The organism is Hoylesella buccalis ATCC 35310 (genome assembly GCF_025151385.1).
Lineage (GTDB): Bacteria > Bacteroidota > Bacteroidia > Bacteroidales > Bacteroidaceae > Prevotella > Prevotella buccalis.
Genome location: NZ_CP102287.1, coordinates 1,332,257 through 1,356,291 on the forward strand (window position 1 = coordinate 1,332,257; position 24,035 = coordinate 1,356,291).

Annotated in this window: 14 protein-coding genes and 4 pseudogenes; 14 read left to right on the forward strand and 4 right to left on the reverse strand. The window is 42.8% G+C overall.

All coding sequences use genetic code 11. The annotated features are described in order from the left end of the window. Positions 1-48: 48 nt before the first annotated feature. From NQ518_RS05605 to NQ518_RS05625, 5 genes are all read left to right on the forward strand, one after another. Complete coding sequence (locus NQ518_RS05605) at positions 49-447, forward strand: hypothetical protein (RefSeq protein ID WP_021669139.1); 399 nt, start codon at positions 49-51, stop codon at positions 445-447. Continuing rightward, a complete protein-coding gene (locus tag NQ518_RS05610; protein ID WP_021669140.1) occupies positions 444-2,507 on the forward strand; it encodes a bifunctional DNA primase/helicase in 2,064 nt (687 codons plus the stop codon). The genes NQ518_RS05605 and NQ518_RS05610 overlap by 4 nt, the downstream gene beginning before the upstream one ends. After that, complete coding sequence (locus NQ518_RS05615; RefSeq protein WP_008449194.1) at positions 2,495-2,803, forward strand: helix-turn-helix domain-containing protein; 309 nt, start codon at positions 2,495-2,497, stop codon at positions 2,801-2,803. The genes NQ518_RS05610 and NQ518_RS05615 overlap by 13 nt, the downstream gene beginning before the upstream one ends. Positions 2,804-2,893: 90 nt before the next feature. Continuing rightward, complete coding sequence (locus NQ518_RS05620) at positions 2,894-3,601, forward strand: type IV toxin-antitoxin system AbiEi family antitoxin domain-containing protein (protein WP_021668849.1); 708 nt, start codon at positions 2,894-2,896, stop codon at positions 3,599-3,601. Further along, a complete protein-coding gene (locus tag NQ518_RS05625; RefSeq protein ID WP_021668848.1) occupies positions 3,586-4,590 on the forward strand; it encodes a nucleotidyl transferase AbiEii/AbiGii toxin family protein in 1,005 nt (334 codons plus the stop codon). The genes NQ518_RS05620 and NQ518_RS05625 overlap by 16 nt, the downstream gene beginning before the upstream one ends. Before the next feature lie 110 nt (positions 4,591-4,700). Here NQ518_RS05625 and NQ518_RS05630 read toward each other — a convergent pair. The 4 genes and pseudogenes from NQ518_RS05630 to NQ518_RS05645 form a co-directional block, all read right to left on the reverse strand. After that, positions 4,701-5,795: pseudogene (locus NQ518_RS05630) on the reverse strand (helicase); the annotation flags it as partial. A 103-nt stretch (positions 5,796-5,898) separates the two neighbouring features. Then, positions 5,899-7,584, reverse strand: coding sequence for a group II intron reverse transcriptase/maturase (gene ltrA, locus NQ518_RS05635; RefSeq protein WP_153113795.1), 1,686 nt, complete (start codon positions 7,582-7,584; stop codon positions 5,899-5,901). Positions 7,585-8,262: 678 nt separating this feature from the next. Beyond that, a pseudogene (locus tag NQ518_RS05640) lies at positions 8,263-13,389 on the reverse strand (DUF2958 domain-containing protein); the annotation flags it as partial. Positions 13,390-13,481: 92 nt separating this feature from the next. After that, a pseudogene (locus tag NQ518_RS05645) lies at positions 13,482-14,624 on the reverse strand (type IA DNA topoisomerase); the annotation flags it as partial. A gap of 300 nt (positions 14,625-14,924) precedes the next feature. Between NQ518_RS05645 and NQ518_RS05650 the strand changes: the two are divergent. From NQ518_RS05650 to NQ518_RS05690, 9 genes and pseudogenes are all read left to right on the forward strand, one after another. Beyond that, positions 14,925-16,145 (forward strand): site-specific integrase, encoded by a 1,221-nt coding sequence (locus tag NQ518_RS05650; RefSeq protein ID WP_025878038.1) that lies wholly within the window; start codon positions 14,925-14,927, stop codon positions 16,143-16,145. Between the two features lie 3 nt (positions 16,146-16,148). Further along, complete coding sequence (locus tag NQ518_RS05655) at positions 16,149-17,411, forward strand: site-specific integrase (protein WP_025073050.1); 1,263 nt, start codon at positions 16,149-16,151, stop codon at positions 17,409-17,411. A 20-nt stretch (positions 17,412-17,431) separates the two neighbouring features. Then, positions 17,432-17,920, forward strand: a complete 489-nt coding sequence (locus NQ518_RS05660) for a DUF1896 domain-containing protein (protein WP_025064882.1) — start codon at positions 17,432-17,434, stop codon at positions 17,918-17,920. Positions 17,921-18,684: 764 nt separating this feature from the next. Next, a complete protein-coding gene (locus NQ518_RS05665) occupies positions 18,685-18,954 on the forward strand; it encodes a helix-turn-helix domain-containing protein (protein WP_025064883.1) in 270 nt (89 codons plus the stop codon). Between the two features lie 7 nt (positions 18,955-18,961). Continuing rightward, entirely contained in the window at positions 18,962-19,273 is a 312-nt protein-coding gene (locus tag NQ518_RS05670) for a helix-turn-helix domain-containing protein (RefSeq protein ID WP_021670260.1), read from the forward strand. 353 nt (positions 19,274-19,626) lie between these two features. After that, positions 19,627-20,043, forward strand: coding sequence for a plasmid mobilization protein (locus NQ518_RS05675; protein WP_021668271.1), 417 nt, complete (start codon positions 19,627-19,629; stop codon positions 20,041-20,043). Positions 20,044-20,073: 30 nt separating this feature from the next. Next, positions 20,074-20,271 (forward strand): annotated as a pseudogene (locus NQ518_RS05680) (plasmid mobilization protein); the annotation flags it as partial. Positions 20,272-20,822: 551 nt separating this feature from the next. Next, the gene (locus NQ518_RS05685; protein ID WP_025064661.1) at positions 20,823-22,247 is read left to right on the forward strand and encodes a C10 family peptidase; all 1,425 of its coding nucleotides are present in this window, start codon (positions 20,823-20,825) and stop codon (positions 22,245-22,247) included. Positions 22,248-22,373: 126 nt separating this feature from the next. Then, positions 22,374-23,672 carry a C10 family peptidase gene (locus NQ518_RS05690; protein WP_021668267.1) on the forward strand — a complete coding sequence of 433 codons (1,299 nt, stop codon included), beginning with the start codon at positions 22,374-22,376 and terminating at the stop codon, positions 23,670-23,672. Positions 23,673-24,035 lie beyond the last annotated feature (363 nt).

Genomic DNA, 24,035 nt, shown 5'->3' on the forward strand with positions numbered 1-24,035 from the left:
TCCACGGAGAGCAACAATTCAATCCTAAACTGAAAAGAGAAGTAGCATATGACAGAAGAAGATAATTTACAAAAGACGGTAATTGCAGAGTTACGCTCACTAAGGAACGACATGGAGCGAATAGCCAGCTTTATCGTGGAAATGAGACGCGATTATTCCGTTTTGGAGGATAAGATGGAACTCAGTTCCTCCGACGTCATCAGACTCTTGGGCATTTCGCGGGCATCCCTTGCCCGATGGAGGGACACCAACGCAATCCCGTTCAGGTATATATCATGCAACCACGTTGCTTATCCGTTCAAGGGACTTTACGTCGCCGTCAAGAGCGGACGTGCCTCCTTCAAGGGTTTCAGACGGGTGGAAGCCCTGCAACGACTCAACGCCTACAAGGATGGTGTCCTTAAAGGATATATGGGAAATGGTCAAACTTTATTTGAGGAACTATGAACATCAAAGAAGAAATACTAAGCCGAACCAACAAAGGACTGGATGTGTTCTGCTTCTATATGCCCATCGACTTTGTGCCAAAGCGCAATTTTCGAAATCCTTTGTATGACGACAAGCGTGCATCGTGCAATATCTATCTCGACAACAAGTCCGGCTGCTACCGAATGAAGGACTTTGGCAACGATGCCTACTCCGGCGACTGCTTTTGGTTTGCAGCCACAATGCTCGGACTGGACGTGAGGAAAGACTTTGTTAAGGTGCTTGAAACCATAAATCGGGACTTGCAGCTGAATATTTGCATTGAAAGGAAAGAACATAGTAATCCCCACACAATGATGATGAAGCCTTGTAAACCAACCTTAGTACAACCACCTAACCAGCTCAAGAAGATGGAAGGTAAAAAGTGGTACAAGCTAATTGAGCAATCTTTCAATGTCAAAGAACTAGACTATTGGGAGCAATATGGTATTGATACTAAGACTCTGCAACGTTTTTATGTAAAGTCGCTTGCTCGCTATGAATCTGTCTCCAATCAGGGTAAGCCGTTTACACTTGGTTCAACACATGAAGATCCGATGTTTGCATACAGTATGGGGAAGTTTGTAAAAGTCTATCGCCCTAAGAGTAAGCTGCGCTTTCTTTATGGGGGTGAGAAAGTGAACGACTATGTTTTTGGCTTCCAGCAGCTGCCCAGCAAAGGGGATGTTGTTTTCATCACAGGTGGGGAGAAAGACGTGCTTTCACTTTCGGCTCATGGTTTCAATGCCATCTGTTTCAACAGTGAGACGGCACAGATTCCAGAGAATATCATCGAAGGGTTACAGCTCCGCTTTCGCCACATTATTATATTGTACGACTCTGATGAGACAGGCATAAGAGAAGCTAAACGGCAGACAGATGCACTTGCTCAATACAAGGTATTGAGTCTAACCTTACCATTGCAAGGGGGTAAGTCGGAGAAGGATATATCGGACTTCTTTGCCTTGGGCAATGAAGCAAAGGACTTGAAAGTGCTTCTTAATGATATGTTCACCAATATGTATGCACAGACGATGATGATGCTGCGCTCTTGTGAAATTGACTATGATAACCCTCCTGATGCCTCGAAGTCTGTGGTGGCTGTCAATGGAGTTCCGCTCGGTACGCAGGACAATCTGTTTTGTATCACAGGTGGAGAAGGAACAGGCAAAAGCAACTACATTGCCGCCATCCTTGCCGGCACTCTTGGGAGAGAACGATTAAAGGCAGAGCAAACCTTGGGATTGGAGGTAACCGCCAACCTCAAAGGTTTGGCAGTTCTTCACTATGATACGGAACAGTCCGAGGCACAACTCTATAAGAACTTGGAGAAGACGCTTCGCAGGGCTGGTATCAAGTCCGTGCCTGAGTTTTATCATTCTCTCTATCTGGCATCGCTATCACGCAAGGACAGACTGAAGATTATTCGTGAAAGTATGGACTTGTTCCATCACAAGCACGGGGGAATACACCTTGTGGTCATTGACGGTATAGCAGACCTGATACGCTCCGCCAACGACGAAACGGAGAGTATAGCCATTGTGGATGAACTCTACCGCTTAGCAGGCATTTACAATACTTGTATCATTTGTGTACTCCATTTTGTACCTAATGGCATTAAACTAAGGGGACATATAGGCTCGGAGCTGCAACGTAAGGCTGCGGGCATTCTCTCCATCGAGAAAGATGACAATCCCGAATACTCGGTCGTCAAGGCTTTGAAAGTGCGTGATGGAAGCCCGCTAGATGTGCCGATAATGCTCTTTGGATGGGACAAGGAAGCCGATATGCACGTTTATCGTGGAGAAAAGTCGAAAGAGGATAAGGAAAAACGCAAGACCGATGAACTGTTGGCTGTCGTAAAGTCTGCATTCCGTGCCAAACTAAAGCTATCATATCAAGAGTTGTGCGATGTGTTGATGCGTGAAATGGAAATCAAGGATCGAACGGCAAAGAAGTACATTGCCTATATGAAGGAGCAGCGTATCTTGTCGCAAGACACAAGTGGTAACTATCAAAAAGGAGAATTATGCCATACATAGAACATACTTCAGAAAAGGATTGGTGCAAGCGATTGTTTGACAGATTGAAAACTGTCGAGAATAAACTCGATCAACTGCTTGTACTGAAAGAGCAGTCTGTTGATACAACTACCCATCCGCCTCTTAAACCAGAGTATCTTGACATCATCGACGTATCGAAAATTCTCAAAGTGGAGCAAAAAACCATCTACAACTGGGTTTGGGCCCATAAGATACCATACCTAAAAGCTAACGGAAGACTTCTTTTTCTTCGTGAAGAGATAGACGAAATGCTACGCAAGCGTGATGAATGGTAATCATCTTTCACGATATGAATATGTATTTTGTTATGTAAATGCTTGCGTTTACATAACAAAATGTGTATCTTTGCACAAAGATTGAATTGTATGACAAGCAAGGGTATTAAGAAGAAAATATCAGAATTCGAAATGGGAAAAGTCTTTAAGTTAGAAGACTTAGGGCTTTTGCACACCGAGCATCAAGCAGCAGTGATGACTTTACGAAGACTTGTGGAAAAAGGAGAAATAGAGCGGCTCAGTCCGGGTCTCTACTATAAACCTAAAATAACACCTTTCGGAGAAGTCGGACCTACTATGGAAGAAAGATTTCGGGATTTATTATACAAAGATAACCGCCCTGTAGGTTATCTGACAGGATTCTACGCTTTCAACTTATTGGGACTTACCACACAGCAATCTACCACCCTCGAAATTGGGACAAACTTCCCTCGTCGAAATAGAAAACGAGGTATGTATGCAGTTCGGTTTGTAATACAAAAGAATGAGATAAACAAGGAGGTTATTGATATGCTACGCCTGTTGGATTGCCTTAAATGGATAAAAAAGATACCCGATACGACTGTTGACCAATCCTATTCTCGTTTGAAGAATTTAATAAATGCCTATTCTAAAAAAGAACAGGAGCGGATAGTGGAACTTTCGATGAAATACTCTCCTTTAACTCGTGCCCTGCTGGGTTCGATGCTTTCTGACAAATCATTGACAGATAAATTATATCAATCGCTTAGTCCGCTAACGCAATTTAGGATTGGACTTTCACCATCACTCGCAAAAAAACAATGGAACATACAATAGCCAAACAACTGCATTTGGAAAAAGAAAATTTCAGAGACCTGCTTCATGCCGCTTCTGAGGAGCTCACCATCCCTATCCAACTGGTAGAGAAGGATTACTACATATCGTCCATACTTCGTGCTCTTTCTGAAAGTAGTTATACCGAACAGATAGTATTCAAAGGTGGTACGTCCTTGTCTAAGGCTTATCAACTGATAAACAGATTTTCCGAAGATGTAGATTTTGCCGTCATAAGCGAACACATGAGTGGTAATCAAGTAAAAATGCTACTTTCGCACCTCATGAAAGAAGTTACAGCTAATTTGAAAGAGGATTTAGATTTCAGCGATATTTCCAAAGGATCAAAATATAGAAAACAAGCTTTTCTCTATAATACTCAAGTAGGATTGGATGAATTATCCAACCCTGTACCAGCAAGAATTATAGTGGAAATCAGTGCATTTGCCAATCCATTTCCCCATGAAATACGAATAATTGAGCCATTTGTAACTACATTTCTAAGAAAGAAGGGAATGAGTTCCTTTATAGAACTGTATAATCTTACACCCTTTGAGTTAAATGTGTTGTCACTCAGACAAACTTTATGTGAGAAAGTCGTATCGCTTATTCGTTTTTCAATGAGCGACACTCCATTGGCATCATTGACATCCAAAGTACGTCACTTCTATGATTTGGATGCACTCCTAAGCATAGAACAATTACAAAACTATATTTCCAGCGATGCGTTTGTGCCAGATTTGACAACACTGATAAAACACGATCAGCAAGCCTTTGATGAGCCAAGAGGCTGGAAACTTTTGGATAACCTAAATCAATCTCCCTTGATAAAAGACTTTGAAAATATATGGAGTTCTCTGACACCGAAATATATTGAGAATTTATCTAAAATCGCATACCGTAAGATACCATCACCAGACAATATAAAATCCTCTTTCACCAAGATTCTCCACTCGATAGAAAATATTGATTTAGGACGGCAAGAGAATTAAACATTTAGGAAAGAACGAATATTCATAAAGAAAATCTCTTTTGTTTTACAGAAAGACCCCAAAAGTTAGAAACAAAACTTTTGGGGTACATTATTTCGGAATTAGATGTTTTAATGCCGCCATTTCGGACGAAAACTCTGTGAGCGATTATCTGCTTCTTGTGTCTGTTCATTGCCTATTTTTATTGATATAGAAGTCTCATTTTCGGACAGACTATTTCCCTGTTCTTCTTTATCTTCTTTGTCCGCTGAAAGCGTTAATGCAATCTTCCTATCCAACTCTGCCACCTGCCCTTTGAGCGAGCGAAGTTCGTCCTCTTTCTTCCACGTCCCATTAGCAATAGCAGTATAGATTTCCTTATTGGCTGCAACCTTTTCTTTCTCCTTCTCATGCGATTCTATCACCTTGGGGATACGCCCCAGCGCACCCAAGAAGTTCTCACACGCAAGTTTCGGGTCGGTAGCCAACTTACCATTATTATAGGTATAGTAGATACTCTCCTGCCCTTTGACAAAGAAACGATTCATGGAGCAGTCAAACAAATCCTTTGAGGTACTTTCCGTTTTCACCATGATGGAAAAGCCATAAATCTCTCCGATTTTGTTGTACTCGCCCTTGGTGCGTGCCTTGTCGTTAATTTCTTGCAGGCGTGCGGCAATGACCTTGATGTCCGTACTGTCCTCCACACCTTTAATGACAAGTTTATTGATAGGATTACCTTCTTTGTCACGCTCCACACGCTTCTCAAAGCACGCCAAGTCTGCCTTGGCTTCCTTGATCTTGTCTGAATGGAAAGACACGGAGCTGTCAATCTCTGCCAACTTTCCCGTTGCGGCATCACGTTCACGGAGGAAGTTCTTACGCTCGGATTCCAGCGTGGCAATCTTCTTGTCGAGTTTGGCTTTCTCTAACAAGTCCGTATTACCAGATAGCACGGCAACATACTCTGAAAAGTTCATACCGCTATCCTCGTCCATCGAACCCTCGTCAATGGTACGACTACCGAGCGTATTGGTCTTCAACTGATTGATAAACAATTGCTTGTTATGTAGTAGGTTGAACTTGTAACTGTCCAACGACCGCTCCACGGCATAGATAATCACATCAACTTTATTGTCCGCAAATTCTTTGGCAACCATATTGCCTTTACGGATTGCCCGACCATTGCGCTGTTCTAAATCTGAGGGTCGATCGGGTAGGTCAAGGGCATTGCTGCCCTCTTCCCCCCTAAGAACCGTACATGAGAGTTTCCCCTCATACGGCTCAAGCTTTTCTAAGCCTCTGTTTGTATGCAGAGACCGGCTCAAACTACTTCTTGTTTCCATTTGATTTGCGGGATAATTTAAAACATTCATCATGAACCAACAGATTGCATTTCTTTCCGTTTTGAACGGTTGGCATGACATTCCATGCCTTGTGCGTATCAATAGGCTCACCGCATATAGGACATTTGCGTCCTTGCTTTTCCCATAGGTACAGCAGTGACTTGCGTCCTTTTAGCGTAACAAGCATTTTCGACTTCTTTCTTTTATAGAAGTACAGACGACAGTCTGCATCAAACGGGTTCATGTCTCCTTTAATCTGCGTGTATTGCAGGAATGGAAACGATGAAGTCAGAGACAATAATGTCAATTGGTCTTCCTTTCCGTTTGGTTTCTTGAATTTTGAAGCGAAAGTCCATTTGTTCCCTCGAATGTCATGCCAATATCGGTCTTTTATCCACCGTTTCCCTTTCTTGGAATGACGGCGTTTTGCCCATTGCCATAGTGAGAGGAATATCTGATGGTCGATTCTGTGAAATGAATCACGTGTCGCTCCATGCTGATAATAACCTCCCCATCCTCGGATTTTAGAGTTCAACATTCTGATTAACGACTCCTGTCTGCAACCCTTGTTCTCCTTAATTACCTTACGGATATTCTCCATAAAGCGTTTCTCGGATTTCTTTGTCGGCTTGGTCAATATGTCCTTGCCGTATTTGCGGATATTAAAGCCAAGAAAATCAAAACCGTCATGCACGTTGGTTATCACCGTCTTTTCCTCTGATAAGGTCAGACCTCTTTCAGACATAAATTCAGCAACCAATGGCTTGATTTCATTTTCAAGAGTTTCCTTGTTCTCGCAAGTGATGATAAAATCATCCGCATAACGTACAAGGTTCACCATTGGTGAATACAACTTACCATTAACATGATGGCGCTTATATCTATCTGCAAGAGCTTTCTGCAATCCGTCCAAAGTCATATTGGCAAGTGTCGGAGAAATTATACCACCTTGCGGTGTTCCTTCCTCGGTCGGGAACATTTGCTTGTTGAAAACATAGCCACATTTCAACCATTTTCGGAGTATTGCCTTATCCATTGGGATATTGGCAAGTAACCACTCATGGCTGATATGGTCAAAACACCCTTTTATGTCACCCTCCAAAATCCATTCGGGAGAATATCCCTTTCGGAGAATGTTATGACATTGCTGTACTGCATCCATACAGCAGCGTTCCTTGCGGAAACCGTATGAACGAGTATCAGCTGTAGTTTCTGATACAGGCTCCAATGCCATAAGATAGAGTGCTTGCATGGCTCTGTCTTTCATTGTCGGTATTCCCAACGGTCGCAGTTTGCCGTTGCTCTTCTTGATATGAACTCTTCTCAGCGGCATTGGCTGGTAGCCTCTGCGTTTGAGTTGGGTTATTGCTTGCGTTTTAGCTTTAGGGGTATCCCATATTTCTTTGTCAACCCCAGGAGTACAACCACCCCCGTTAGAAGTAACCCTCTTTACGGCTAAGGCTTTTGCGTAAAAAGAGTGGGTAAGCGTCCATTGCAAGGCTTTCACCTTGTTATGTCTGCCTTCCTTCTGAGCCTTTACAATACGAGCTTGAAGCTTCTTAACAGCTTGCTCCGCCTTAGTCCAGTCTATTCTGTCCCAATTTGATTGCAGGTTGTCAGTCGGCGCACACGATTGGTCGAGGAGATTTTCTTTGATTTTATCGTTCATTTGCATTCCTACTTTAAAAAAGTTCTAAAAGTTTATTGTAAAGAATTACCATTTGGCTAATGTTGGGTATTTGCCTCCCAAACATTACCACAGAAGTCTGCCCACTTTCGTGGTAGGTTGATGTTGTCCCTTGTCAACTCGTGATAAGTGGCTCAAACCCTATCCGTCCCATTACAGAACGGCATTCGCTTTCTCTGTTATCTTATACCTGCACATCATTCAGCATCCATTACTTTCAGCTTACCTGTCTTTTGTCTGACAGGAGATGTACAGGCTTACCATGTTCCACATAGATAACTAACGGATAGGTTAGGTTCTGTCTCATCCTCCGACGGTCTTTACATCCGTGTAATCCTACCATGGAGAGGATTATCTGACCGCATCCCATTTTGGGTAGAGTGTATCAGTATCTTGCACTCTTTTACGACATTACGAAGTTTACTAACAGTTCGCTTATGCTAACCATACTATCCAGCCTCGCCACTCTACGGTATGATACTAACCATACTTAATTTCCCCTCACGGTTCTGTCTTGTCTTGCGAAAGTGTACTTTGTCCCGACCGCTTAATACAACATTAAGGTGCATCGGTCGGTAGGCTACCGCTGACGGAACAGCGGGTTAAAGCTGATACTTAAAGTATCATTCCAACAATTATCTATGCGACTTCATGTCGCACCCAGGGTGTATCAAGTTGATGCACCGCCACCGCACGCTGCTGGGCGTTGACACCCGTTCCAAGCATAGAAGTAGAACCGAAGATGATACGGATGTCTCCACGATTCATCGCTTCTACCATCGCTTTTTTGGCTTTCTCGTTCTTGCACTCCTGAATAAAGCGTATCTCGTAAGACGGGATATGATAATCTTCTACCAATTTACGCTTCACCTCAGAATAGATATTGAAGTCCCCACCGGGCTTGTAAGTACCCAAGTCAGAAAACACAAATTGCGTACCTTTCTGTGCATCATACTTCTGATAGTAGTCATTGAGTAATTTCGCACAATGGCTTGCCTTGTTGTCGATATGGTCTGAGTACCCGTTTTCGTCTATCATGCGTAGATCCAAGCTCATCTTGCGGGCGTAGTCAGTTGCAATGAGCATCTTTGCCTTTTCCTCACTCTCACTCAGTGGCGCACGTCCTAAGAGAGTGGCATCGCCCGTCTTGGCGAACTCCATCAGTTTGCCGATAAAAACTTCCTGCTCGGGTGTCGGTGGTATGTTGTGCAGTATCTCATTCTTCTCTGGTCTGTCAATACCGATGTCCTTTGCCGTGCGGAAATCGCAAATCTCCGCATAAAAGGCAGCCAGCTCTGGCACCTTGATAAATGTTCTGAACCGTTCCTTCTGAATGATGTCGTTTGTGATGGAGAACTCGTAGTCAGTCGATTTCTTGGCAAAGACTGCTGCCCAAGCATCAAAACTGTTGATACCCTGTTTCTCCAAAGCCTGCGGGCGCAGATACTTGAACAGGAGATACAGTTCCGTCAGACTATTGGAAATGGTCGTTCCTGAAAGGAAAGTGGCTCCCAAATCCTTGCCCGACCGTTCCTGTATGGTGCGGATGGCAAAGAGCATGTTCAGGGCACGCTGTGAACCATCAGGATTGCCCAAACCCGACACACGGTCATGGCGGGTATTGAACATCAGGTTCTTAAATTGGTGCGATTCATCCACGAACAAATGGTCGATGCCCATCATCTTGAAATCCACGGCATCGTCTTTTCTTTCGGCGATGCTGTCTTGAATCCCCTGCAATTTAGCTTCCAATGTCTGCTTGCGCTTCTCCAGTCCTTTGAGTATACCACGGGAAATCTCCGCTCCTTGCATACGCAGGACTTCAAGGTTTTCCTCCACAGAGTCCTTCTCCTTCTGCAGGATAGCCTCCTGTATCTCCAAAGCTTGCGGTATCATGCCGAACTGTTCGTGCGTGAGGATGATGCAGTCCCAGTCGTTGTTCTTGATGTCATTGAAGATACGTTGTCTGTTCTGCTTATTAAAATCGTTCTTACCCGGATAGAGAATCCTTGCATTGGGATAAGCTTTCCTAAAGGTATCGGCAATATCGAAGACGTTTGCCTTCAGACCGATAATCATCGGTTTGTTTGCCAGTCCTAAGCGTTTCATCTCGTAGGCAGCTGTACACATGATGAGTGTCTTTCCCGCTCCCACCTCGTGGTCGCAGATGCCGCCACCGTTGGTTTTGAGCATCCACACAGCATCCTTCTGACTCTTGTAAAGGTCGGCTATGCCCAGCCGTTTGAGGTCAAGGTCGGGGAAATTCTGATGCGTGCCGTCGAAGTTGGGGCGTACAAAACAGTTGAACAGACGATTATACCTGTCGGAGAGCTGCTGCTTGAACGTATCGGGTGTGCGTCCGAGCCAATCGACAAAGCCCTGCCTGATTTCCTCAATCTTGGCATTTGCCATCTGGATAGCATGTCCGTCCCTTACTTTGATAGTTTTCGTCTCTCCCGTAACCTTATCCGTCACTTCCTTGCTCTTGTTAATGTCTGGAATGGTATTGTGCAGGGCGTGCTTCAGGAGATTGATACCGTCATAGCGGCGGAACTCACCCTGTACGGCATACTTGTGCCAGATATTGGCATTCTTTCGGTCGCAGACAATGCTATACTCATCCATATTGGAGTGATATGATACGCCTATCTCCGTCCCAAAGAACTCTGAGGCAAACCTACCATAGACTTTGGCAGGTATCCAACGTTCACCGAGGTTGAAGTCAAGGTCTGCAAAAGGAATGGGTGTTGGTGTGGCTGCACGCAAAGCGGCAAGGCTCTGCTTTGCCTCTTCGTGGTCGGGATGGTCCAATAGCCATGACTCGATACGCTCCGCCTTTTCTATTACATTGCCCGAAATGAATTTGTCCGCCACCTCGTAGGCATTCTCTTCGGGATTGTAATAGATGCGACCTTCTAAGGAAGAAATGATGTCGCTTTCCTCCATATCAGGTAAAAGCGAACTCATATAGTCAAGTTCCACCGTACCGTACTTGTTGAGCGATGCACCCAGTGCCTCCATCGGGTCTGCGGCAACGGTCAGCTCTGTGGTAGAAAAAGCTGTTGGATGGTCAAAGATGTCCGCCTTGATGTACCTGCCGTTTTCGGACCGTTCCAAGAAGAGCATTTCCACGCCTGTAGCATCCATCTTGATGATGTCGGTGTTCGCCTTCTGGTTGAAGTAGCCCCAGCGTGCAACGTAGTCATCATATAGGTGGTTAAGCCTGCTGCGATCTTCCCTATCTTCTGCATGGTTCTCTGCCTCGTAGTCATAGAGACGATGGTAGCACTCCCGTATCTCGATATAGCTTTTTAGTCGGGAAAGCTGGGCATACGGCAAGTCCATCGGATTAAAGGTTGGATGTCGCTTTAAGTCAGAAAGAAACCCCACCTGACCTTTCTGCACGACAATGGAGCCATCCCTCAAATGCGAGTCGGGTGATGAGAGAAAGGGACGGGGCGAGGAATCGAACTCCTTTTTCACCTCCGCTATCGGTTGTGCTTTGCGCTCTTCGGCTTCATTCATGAAATCAAAGAGAGACGGTTCACGATATGACTGAGAGGAAGTCTTCTTGCTGCTTCTGCCCTTGGTTCTGTGCTGCGTTGCAGTTGTTGGCTGTTTCTCCTTATTCTCGTTTCTTCCTTTATTTCCTGTCTGCTTCTGTTCCTTGAAAGACTGTATCTGTGGATTGGGGGCTTCCTTAATCTCGCTATTCACGCGCATTACCTCCTGCGTCCAGAAACTGTATTCCTCCGGAGCGAATAGTGAAGGCTGCTCCGTTTCCTGTCGCTCGTCCATGCTGTCCATCACCGGGTGGTGGTCATCATCAAAATAGACAGTCTGCCCGTTCATCTCCCGTGGGGCTTCCACATCCATGCGGATTCCCTTCGTTTCCTGCTCATACTGGCGGTGAAGGCTAAGCACGGGTACGCCCTCTGGGACTGATTCTTCAATAGTAGAGCCTGCCTCTTGTATCTGTACTGTCTGCTCACCGCCCGTTTTATCAACTTGCTCACTGATTTTTTCAACTTGAACTTCCTCTTTGGGTTCTTCCGTGGAAAGGTTATCTTCCATTGTCGAAGTCTGAACTTCGGGTGCAGCCTTTTCCTTGATTTCCTCTGCTACCACTTCTTCTTTGGTATATTGTCCCCTGACTATTTCTTCCAGTTCGGCTATCTCGTGCAATTTCTTAGGAGAGAAGTACAAGTCACGTTCAATGCCCAGTCCTCTTACTTTTACGCCTTCCATCTCATCGAGGGACATATTGCCCAACTCCCAGCCGTAGCCCATCGTGACAGCACCGAAACCTATACGGCTCTTAGGGTCGTACTCCAAAAGATAAGCCGTGTAAGCTCCCATCGGGAAGAAATAGCGTGCATAGGCGACCTTATCGCCTATCAATCCTTTCTCTGTGCTGTACAGTTTAGGCAGTTGCTTTCTGATGCTGTCGGGCATGAGGTTATGAGCGTCAGTATCGTCTTCCTCCTTTATTTCCTGCATTTGCGATTTTTCTTCCGTCCGCACGTTAACTCCTAATTTTTGCAGTATCTCATCAACCCTCACCTGCCATTCTTCCTTGGTCATCGGTATGCCGGTTTCGTAGAGCTTGCGGTCGAGACGTTGCTCCATTTCAAGGGAGAGCTGCTTTCGGAGACTGTCAGCCATTTCCTCCATTTCTCCCGTGAACCGATACTCCCATGCAGGTCTTCCGTAAGGGTCTGTACCCATTATGCGCTCCGTGGCAATGGTTCTATGAGAAATGTCCTTCCAATCTCCTGCAAAAAGTGAGTTGTGCTTGAAGACGACAGAAGAGCCTTCTTCTTTGGGAACGGAAAGCGTTTCTACAAACTGCTGTTCAATCCCCTCGCTGATTTCTTTACCAGTCTGCTTCTGCAGGACGATGAGGTCACTGCCTACGTCTGTTCCTGCATTGTCTGAAAACATACCTGATGGCAGTCGGAGAGCGGAGATAAGGCGGCTGTTCTGCATAAGATAACTACGTATGGCTTCATTGCGGGGACTGTCCAATACACCCTGCGAAGTGATGAATGCCAGCAAGCCACCTTCCTTGATGCAGTCCAGACCTTTCACGAAGAAGTAATTGTGAATGGCACGTGTGGACTCGCGCTTTAGTGTATCCTTACCTCTACTGTACTCTCGGTCATAGACCATAAAATCCCCGAAAGGAATGTTACTTGTAATAAGGTCGTATTTGTCCTTATCTTCCAACTCTCCGATGGCTTCAAAGGGTTCTTGGCGGACAATGATATTGCCTTGCCCATAAGGATGAATGGCTTGTGAGATACGGGCTGTGAGCAGGTCTTTCTCCATTGCATCGACCATCCCAGCCCTTTTAGCAAAAGTCTCGGTAAAGGCTCCCATGCCAGCCGAAGGGTCCAAGCAGCGGCGTATGGGTACATCTACAGAAGTAAGCGCATCGGAAATGGCGGCAACGATACGGGTATCTGTATAGAAAGACGTGAGTACGCTTGCCTTGATGCTCTCCCAGTACCGCTTGGCGGTATTGGCATCGACGGCATCACGATAAATCATCTGTTTGAGCCTTTGGGTTGGCTCGAAAAGTTGTTGCTCCGATTGGCTCCAATAGCGGAGGTCATCGGGACTGTCACATCGATTCAGCACGCATTTCAAGCCACCGAATCCCTGATAGTTGCGCAAGATACTTTTCTCAGCTTCGGTGGCTTCGCGGCGTTCTTTTTCCAAGCGAAGCACAACACGGATGGCTTCTGTGTTGGCTTCAAGGACGTTTTTCTTATTGTATGCCATAGTTTTTTCTTTTTAATTAAGGAGGAAAAAGGTCGGAAGATAACAGTATATCACCTTCCGACCTGTTCTGTTCCGCTTTGTTTCTATAGGGATTATCTCCCTCGTTGTTTTCCTTTCCTGTTTTCAAATTCAAAAGAAGTGGTGTAATCTTCATTAAGGACAAGTCGGGCGTTGAACTTTTTGCCTGCCTTACTGGTCAATCCTTTGAGAATGGGTGTACGTCCTGTGGTCAACAAATCTCGGATATTGTCCTCTGTAAGGAGCGTTCCGCAAACCTCACGGAAGACGTGGAAGTCACAGCTCTCATGCTTGCACTTGGCTATCTTAGCATAAATGCCCACGCTCTCAGTGCCACATTTGGGGCAGCGATAGGTGGGATAAGACTTCTGTTTGGGGGCAAGAGAAAGCAGTTCCTCGCAGATGGTACCAACGTAAGAGTTGATGCCTTGTGCAAACTTTTCGGGCGGCATCTGTCCAGCCTCGATAGCGGCAAGAGCCAGTTCCCAACTACCTGTCATCTCTGCATTGGCAATCTTCTTGTCCTTGACAATCTCATAGACGACCAAGCCTTTCTCGGTAGGTACGATGGATTTCTTGTCTCTTCGGATATAGTCACGGAGAATAAGTGTCTCGATGATGTTGGCACGGGTGGCAGGTGTTCCGATGCCACACTCAGCCATTGCTTTCTTACTTTCTGCATCTTCGACCTCTTTTCCTGCGTTCTCCATCGCAGAAAGCAGTGTCGCTTCTGTGTAGAGAGGTTTAGGTTTGGTCTTATGCTCGGTGATGTCAGTAGAAACAAGTGGTAAAACCTCTCCCTCCGTCAAATCAGGCAATGAAGGTAAAACCTGTTCATTGTCGTTTTCCTTTTTCTCTACATCAGTAACCTGCTCTTTCTGCACGGCTTTCCAGCCCAAGGAGATTTGTCGGCACGCCTTCCAAGTAAAGGAGTTGGCGCCGTCCGTGAACTGCACCTGCATACGCTCTTCTTCGGAATCGGGAAGAAAGGCTTCAATGAAGCGATTGACCACCATTTGATAGATAGTTGTTTCATCTGCCGACATTCCTGAAGGCGTTTCTCCTGTAGGAATAATGGCGTGGTGATCGGTTATCTTTGCGTTGTCCACCGAATGGCGGTTAAGTGGATTTGATAGTGGCATGCCTGTCTTACGCAGCAGGGCGGGTACTTCCTCGAAGACATCCTCGCTGATATATCGGCTGCCTGTGCGGGGATAGTTCATAGAATAATGACAATGAAAGAAGAATGGGTAAGTACAAACGGAAACACTTGAACAATAACAACTTATACACTTTTCTGCATTTTGAGATATGGCAAGATTGAGCGAAAAACGGCAATAGTTCCGTTACCAACTCGTAACCCATAGGGCACAAAGCAAAAAGGGGTTACGAATTGAATATAAACAACTGTGGCATAGGTTTTTATTCCTCATCTTTCATTTTTCTGCATAGCTCAAGAACTCTTGTTCGTATGTACCTTTGCAAGCAAAGGAAATTAGAAAAAAAACGACAGAAAAATGAAAGAAAACAAACTGAAAGTCTCGTTTTTCACACAGGCTAAACGAGCGGACAAAAAAGGCATGGTGCCGCTTATCGGACGGATAGAACTGGGCAGGAAGTATTCCGCCTTTTCCGCCAAAAAGAAAGTCCCATTATCTCTTTGGGATAGCAGAAAGCAACGTCTTCTCGGCAAGAGTGCCATCGCAAATTCTATCAACCAGTATTTGAATGAATGCACTGCACTCATTCATGCACGCTATCGGGAACTTTGCGAAAGTGGAGAGTCATTCACGGCTACGGATGTGCGCAATGCCTATCAGGGACAGCTTTGTCAAAACGCAATGCTTTTAGAGTGCTATGCTGAGTACCTCACACAGATTCATGAAAGAGTGGGCATAGACCGGGCAATGAAAACACTGGAGCTGCGTACCTATCAGCAAACTCTTCTTCGGGAGTATGTGCGTAGGAAATACAAGTTAAGTGATATTCCGCTCATGGAACTGGATATTTCCTTTATAGAAGGCTATGAATACTTTCTGACAATAGACCGAAAATTGAAACGTGGCAGTATATGCAGTGCCTTGGCTGCATTGAAGGCGGTTGTGAACAAGGCTGTCAAAAATGGCATGATAGACATGTATCCGTTCATTGGTTACAGTTACGAAAAGACGAAAGGAACGCCGAGAAACATCACGCAGGACGACCTGCAAAAGATTATCGACCTGCCCATCAAATGGGAGAAATATCGTGTCGTCCGTGATTTGTTCGTGTTCTCCTGCTTCAGCGGTCTTGCCATTTCGGATATACGCAATCTCAAAGAGGAAAACATCATCATTGAGGAAGGAAAGCTATGTATTAAAAGCAAGCGTGTCAAGACGAAGACCCCTTTTCGCGTAGTAGTTCTCTCCCCAGCCAAGACCATTATGGAAAGATATAGGGGCAGACGTGCGGGATATGTATTTGACGTTCCCCCAAGAGACGTGGTTTACAATGCGATGCACCACATACAGAGAAGTATCGGTATGAAAACCCCTCTGACCTTTCACATGGCTCGCCATACTTTTGCTTCGGTCATTACCCTGTCGGCTGGTGTTCCAATAGAAACCGTAAGCGGTATGTTGGGACATACCAATTTGAGAACGACACAAGTGTATGCAGCGGTCAATTCAGAAAGAATAAGACAGGATATGCAGAAGATTCAACAACGGATAGAACACACTTTCACCTTAAAATTATAGCTTATGGCACGCAGTACATTCAAGACATTGTTTTACATCAACCGTTCCAAACTGAAGAAGAACGGCAAATGCCCGATAATGGGACGAATCACGATAGACGGACAACAAGTACAATACAGTATGGGGTTGGATATCAATCCAAACAATTGGGACGCAAAGCATGGCAGATGCAAAGGCGACATTGACGAAATGAAGAACATCAACCGCATACTGACAGAAAAGGAAGGACAGATACAAACCAAATACAATGAGCTGGTTTGGCAAAAGGGGTATGTAAGTGCAGAACTGCTCAAAAATTGTCTGACGGAGGATTCACAAAGCAATGGAATGCTCATGGAAGAGGCAGACCGTTTTATAGAGGAAAAACGCCCTTGTGTGGGAATTTCCATCGCCCAATCCACTTTCCGCAACTACATCTATGACAAGCAGCTCATAGTATCCTTCCTGCTGGAAAAATACGGAATGTCCGATATTGGTTATTCACGGTTGGACTATGGCTTTGTCGAAGAATTGGATTTCTATCTTAAAAGCAAGCGCAGATTATCACCTGCCACCATTCAAATGACGGTTATTTTCTTGAGAAAGCTCATCAGCATCGGACAACAGAAAAAATACATCCGCCGAGACCCGTTTGTGGATTTTAAGGCGGAAAAACCACGTGGCACGAGAAGGTATCTCACAACGGAAGAACTCAAGCGCATTTTGCAAACGCCCATCTTAAACAAGCAGTTCGAGCGAGCAAGGCAACTCTTCATTTTCTGTGCCTTTACGGGACTGGCTCGTGTGGATATGTTGCGACTGACACCTAAACATATCCACCATTATGATGACGGAACTTGTGAGATACGTATCAAGCGACAGAAAACGGACGTGGAAGCCATCATTCCACTTCTGCCCATCGCAAAGGAGATACTTGACATTCATATAAAAGGGAAACAACACGATGATTTGATATTTCCAACATTGAACGTTAGCAAGGCATCTTTCGCCTGTATAAACATTGGTCAGATATGCCAAATTGAGAAGGGCTTGACCTTTCACATGGCTCGCCATACTTTCGCCACGACCATCTGCCTTTCCAATGGTATAGCAATGGAAACGCTCTGCAAGATGCTCGGACACAGCGACATTGGAACGACACAGATTTATGGAAAAATTACCGACCTGAAAATCAGAGAGGACATGAACCGTTTGCAAGAACATAAAAGTAAGGCTTTTTCTGACTATACGGAAGCTATCGAAAAGCAAAACGCAACAATATTTTAGAAATCAGCAAAAATTTATGTATGAAAACAGATAATAGCAAAAAGGAACTTTCCTATTTTCGATTGAAGTTGGAAAGCTATATGAGTGAACATCACCCCGAGCGATTGGGAGACAAGGAGTTTATCACGGCAAGAGCCGACATAGCACTGACCGCCTACTGCGATGCCGTGGCGCAAGGTTTTAATCATTTAGAAGCAGAAAGAATAGCAAGTGAAGTGCTTTTCAGTGGACTGCATTTCTCAAAGTACGATACCCTTGTTTCTGTCTTGGAGGACGAGTTTGAGAGGAAACTCCCTGCACCGCTCCCCGAGAGGCTTTCGTTTTTATTGTTGGCGAACAAGGCTGTTCAAGCCACATTCGCTGGGTACGAACTGACGGACGAATTTGCCGCAAGCGAACAATACGACCGTCTTTACACCGAACTGACAGGCACGATAGTACTGCTCATCGAGAGCAACAACCTGCCAACGGTCAAACAGACGGAGGAAGCAAGCCCGAAGGCGTTGTAGGCAAAGGCGCACGCAAAGTTCCTGATGCCGTTTCTTATCGTGCAAAGGTACAACGGCAGCCTGTCTGCCCTGAAAGGTCAAGTCCTGCGGATGGAGAGTAGAATCTCCACCGCAGGATTTTTCTTTTTCAAGGCGGTACTACAATCCTCAATATCCGTGCGGTCGTATTCATCTCTCCCAACCTTGCAGGGCAGGGCTGCCGTAGAGAGTATAGGCACTACAAGAATACGGCATACTCAGGCTCTTTGGACGCAAAAGCGAATGATAGAAACAATAGTTAGAACTAACGATTGTCTTGACAATCTTATTATATGACAAGCCATTTTTTATACAACTTATTGTCTGTACAATTTGTTGTCATAACAATTTATTGTCAAGACTATCTATTGTCAAGACAAACTATCGTCATAACAAACTATCATCAAAACAAACTATCGTCAAAACAAAACTATCGTCAAAACAAACTATCGTCAAAACAAACTATTGATAGTTCGACATCTCGATTTGTCGAACTATCGAACTGTTGATAGACCAACAAATATGCAATAAAAGGAAAGAACCGGCACCTCATCTCATTACCGCAATAACGCTGAGGGATTTTCTCGTGGTCTTTTCTCTTGTCTTCCTGACATTTCCCTGCTTTTCCTCATCCCTTGTAGCGATGCTCTTGACCACTTACTTTTGCACCCGATAAGTACGGCAACGGGCAGCATAACAGCTCCATTGCCGAGTAACAATATAGTAATCAAAACAATATCAAAGCAATGAAACTCATTATCATCGACCGCAAAGCGTGGGAGCGGCATCGCTCCGAATTTGCAGACTTTATCCACCGTGTGGAAAAACTCATTGGTAATCCTCCTAAGAACGAGCAATGGCTCGACAACGAAGCCGTGTGCAAGCGTTTGGGCATAAGCAAGCGTACCCTGCAATCATACCGAGATACGGGAAAAATCCCTTTCTCCATGATTGGGCACAAGTGTTATTACAAACAGACCGACATCAGCGAAATGCTGAATGAAGTCAAAAAATGAATGAATTATGGCAGAGAATGAAATCATTACGCAGGAAGACCCTCAGATGCAGTTATTTTCACAACTGATGGAAGGTACTTTGAAGAAGTTGGAGCGGTATTGTGCCACAGCTCGTCCGATGTTAGATGGCGAGGTTTACCTTTCGAGCGAGGAAGTGTGCAGCCACTTACGGCTCAGCACACGCACGCTCCAAGAGTATAAAAATGCAAGAATACTTCCATTCTACAAAATCGGAGGGAAGATACTTTACAAACAGAGCGACATACAAACAATGCTTGAAAAGTATTATAATCCAATACCGCAAACAGGTAAGTTATGAGTTAAGTTAAGAAATCAGTCGCGACTTAAGTAAAATGGTCAGTTATGACTTTGGTCAAAAAAATAGTTTCGACCTAAGTCAAAATTAACTTTAGTCAAAAATATGTCAGCTCATAAAGTCAGTAAGTCAAGAAATTAGTCAAAACTTATCTCTTGACTTACTTTTTGAACTTTGAACTCTCGTCTATCAAAAGCACCCCAGAAAGGTTGCTTTATGGAACATAACAAACTATCTCTTTCTTTATACTGGCAAGGTGTGTCTTTGTACCACAAATTGCCATTTGTACCACAAAGACACTTGCCCCGAAAGGGGATTAAATCACTCCAAAGTCGTGATTAGATAACATAGAAACGATGAAAAGAAAGAAAACTAACAAACCTGACGGCAGATGTGCCACCTGCCAAAAATGGGACAGATGGCACATCAGGTTACCTAACTACGAAGACCAACAAAAGGTCATCAATCTTTATCGAAAGTCGGGAGCAAAAACCAAGAGCGATTATCTAAGGGCAAGATTACTTGGAGAGTCATTCAAGGTTATCACAGAAGACAAGTCAGATGAGAAATACTTGCGTGATCTCTCTAACATAATATCCCAAATTTACAAGATAAGTATTTTCTATAATGAAGCTGTCAAGACGCTCAACTGTTATCACTCAACAGCTACTGCCCAAAGAATGCTCCACAAACTTGAGAGCTATTCTGAAGCCATCATCAAGCTGCAAGTGCAAGCGATAAAATTAACGGAGGAGTATTCCGATACAAAGTAGTTATGTGTGTGCTGTAAAAATACCGTGAATTATCGCAAACTCACAGAATTAATAGCTGAAGTTCATCAAGTAGGAGTAAACTATAATCAGGTGGTTAAACTTCTACACTGTAATACGGCAGACAAAAGCGTTCAGGCTTTATTGAAGGAACTTATCAGATTGACAAAAGAACTCATCGCCCTGCAAGAGAAGACGGTGAGTTTAACCATTGACTATCGAGAGAGATAATGTAAGAGAGGGGATAATATTCCTACAAAATGTCCATTACGCCGTGTTTCCTTGGATTGCACAGCCTTTTTTGTTACCTTTACAACTGTAAAACAAGGTTCTTTGAAACATTGCAAAATAAGGAAAAAGAAAGAAACTCGTTCGTTTCTTATTCACCTTTTATATGTTGTATATTCTATTTTTACCTAGTAATCAGTCGATTATATTCACGCCCATTACCTTTGCATATGACAGCCTATTTTTATTAGCACAAACAAAACTGTGATAATCTTTATTATATTCCTATTCTATTTTTCTTAAACTGCTATAAATTTGAAATTATTAGAGATTTGATATGCCTTTGAGTCTGAATAACACACCGCCCTCTTTCTATATCAGAGCTTTACTCTTTCATACAAAACTATCAATTACGCAATTTTTACCTCATCATTTATGGGTATTTTAATGCAAAATGAGGAAAAAGATAGAATAAAATTTGGAGGGTACATTATTTTTACCTAAATTGCGCAATATGAATTCTTATCTATAATGTCAAACTAAAACAGATGGTTATGAAGAACTATTATCTAAAATTATTACCCGTAGCACTCTTTTTTTTGAGTGGGTGTAGTGACAAAGCAAATGAAGTTGATACCATTATAGATAATGGGTATAGATCTTATATTTCTTTGTCAGAACAAGAGTACAATAGTATTGCCTATCCAGATAATAAGGAATTAACAAATTCCGAAATTGAGGATATTGCAAAATCATACATCGAAAGTATTAAGGGGACAAGCACAAGAGCGACCTTTAATTCTTTCTCAGATGTACAAAAAGAAAAAATCACTTTACCTTTGACGACAAACAAGCACGAGAAAGATGAAAACATAAGTTTCACAAAAATAAAGTGGACTGCCCAACAAACAAAGAAACCGATAAGTATGATTGTAAGTTCTGATTGTCGTTTCCCTTATGTTATTGCTTTTTCTGAGGAAGGAGATTTCTTTTCACCAAACGAAACAGCAGATTTGATGATAAAAAATGCAATGAACATAGCCTTGCAAGAGATTTCCGTAATTAAGCAATGCGAAGATTCTCTTCGTGAAAAGACAAAGGCTTATGTCAATACGCAAATTAGGGAAAAGGGGATGAAACATGTAGAATACCTTGTAAACAATACTCCTGTAACACGCAGTTCTGCCACAGGCAATCCTTCTGGGCAATTATATAAAATAGTTGAGCCTATGCTAAAAACAAAATGGGATCAGACAAGTCCTTATAATCTTTATATGCCTAAATGTCCCCCAGAATATGATTTTGGCTATGGTTATGACGGACGCCATCCTGCAGGGTGTGCAATTATTGCTTGGGCACAAGTCTTGGCGTATTTACAACCGAATATTAATGATATTACAACTCCTGAAGGACAGAAGTTTTATTGGGGTAATTTAGGAAGTTATTCTCCGAATTTTTGGGGAAACCATGAGCCTACTGAGGAAGATAAAAGATTAGCCTCTTTGATAAAGAATCTTGCAGATGGAAGTGGCACAAAATTTACACGCAAAGGAGGTTCTGTTTCTGTAGATGAAGTTGCAAATTATGTAAAAAAATGGAATATCCATATTGATGGAAAAAACTCTTGTACTTTCCAAAATATGGCAAACTCTTTAAATTCAAGAAGACCTGTTATATGTAGAGGAACTGCAAGAGCCATCAGAGGAACAAGAGCTACAGGAGTATTTACCAATGGTTCACATGCATGGGTTGTTGATGGTTATCAAATTCGCGTTCGTCCCTCTAATGTGGCTCTTTCACCAAAACAACCTCGCAGAATTTTAAAGAGGTACAATGTTTATTGCCATGCAAATATGGGATGGGGAGGAAGTTTTGATGGTTGGTATTTATATCGTTATGACGGAAGTATTGACTTCGATTGTGGAGGAGATTTATACGATATAGATTTAGCCTGTTATCCAAATGCTCGTTTAAACTAATATCTTTTGGCAATCTCTCTTCAAACGAGATTGCCTTTTCTTTAAATACTATAGAATATGCGTTTAAAATTGAACAATACAATATATATAGTTTGTGCTATCTTTTTGTTTTTTCATAACTCATGCATGAAAAATGAGATAGAGTTAAAAGAAAAAGATGAAAAAAAAATAGTAACTTCCTATGAGAGAAATATCAATGATGCGGAAACAGAACTCAATGATATTCTTTTAGGCAAAACAACTCGTGTAAACTCTATTGTTCCAAAACACCTCATTCTGAAAAATAAATTTACTCTCAAAGTAGACGGAACTTCTATAGGTACAAGAGTTGGGGAACAGACAAGGTCAGATGTTGATAATTCAACAAATGTACATATTTTCAATTTTCAAGGTGGTGGATATGCTATAATGAGCGGAGATACAAGGGTTACTCCAATGTTAGTGCTTACAGATAAAGGAGAAATCCCTCAAGATGGTGTCGTAGACAATCCTAATCTTGTACCATTTTTGGCAAATATGGAAGTCCAAATCATTAAAGAGATTAATGAGTTTAACGAAAATAATAGAATCAATAAAAACAATGAAATTTCTGTTGTATATGGAAAATGGGAAAAAACTTTTTCCGAAATGAAAGAAGGATATTGTCCTGTTGAGTGGGGGCAAGGAAGTCCTTACAATCAATTTTGTCCATTAACGGATGGAAAATTATCCTGCACAGGCTGCGTACCAACTGCTGTTGCACAATTATTATCCGTTTATAAATTTCCTAAACAATACAACGGCTATGATTTTGATTGGGAGATTATGAATCGTTATGTAACGAATTGGTATCCATATCCTCCTGCAATCCCTTATATAGCAAGGATTATGCAACAATTAGGTTTACGACAAAATTTAGATGTTACTTATGCCAAATATCCAGAAAGTGAAACTGACGAAAATAAAGGAAGCTCCGCTTCTACTGATAATATCCCGAGGACTCTTAAGAATTTAGGGTTTTCATCTGGAGGAGTAAAAAAAGATTATAATGAAACAGATATTGTCAATGAATTAAGGAAAGGATACTATGTATTAGTAAGTGGTTATGCAAAGGAAACGAAACACAAAAAGAAATTTTTAGGCATTACTATAAAGACTTGGTATTCATACTCAGATGGGCATTGTTGGCTGGTTCATGGGTTATTGGAAATGAGCCGTTCTGTCTTTCGCAAAAAAAATGGGCAAACCATAGGTTTTTATACACAACGAAAGTATTATTTGTTGTGTAATATGGGATGGAATGGCTCGGATAGTGGCTATTATTATAGCGGTGCTTTTAATACAGATAAAGGTCCTGAAACAGATTTTGAAAAAACAAGAAGCAAGAGTAAGGAAGAGGGTAATTTTCGATATAAACTATCTGCTATCACAGGAATACGGAAATAAATAATGACAGCGAAAGGGTTTCACAGCAAAGCCCTTTCGTTGTATTTTCTTAATATTCTTTCGAGATGCAACTTCTTTTGAAAGATAGAAAAACATTTCGAGTACTCTCCTATAAGATTTGATTTTAGCCTATATGGGTAATATGGTGTTCTTAAGAATGTAAACGATAATCTTATATCATTGCTACTATCCCGAAAGTTATATTTTGAATATGTCTTTTCCTTTCAATATCGTAAGATTTATAATTGCGATATTATTAAGAAGTGTAATAATATTAAATTTACCTAATTATGATGTCGTTTCACAACTATTGATTATCTTTGCACTATACAATAATATGGTCTTTGAGGCATTGCAGAATAA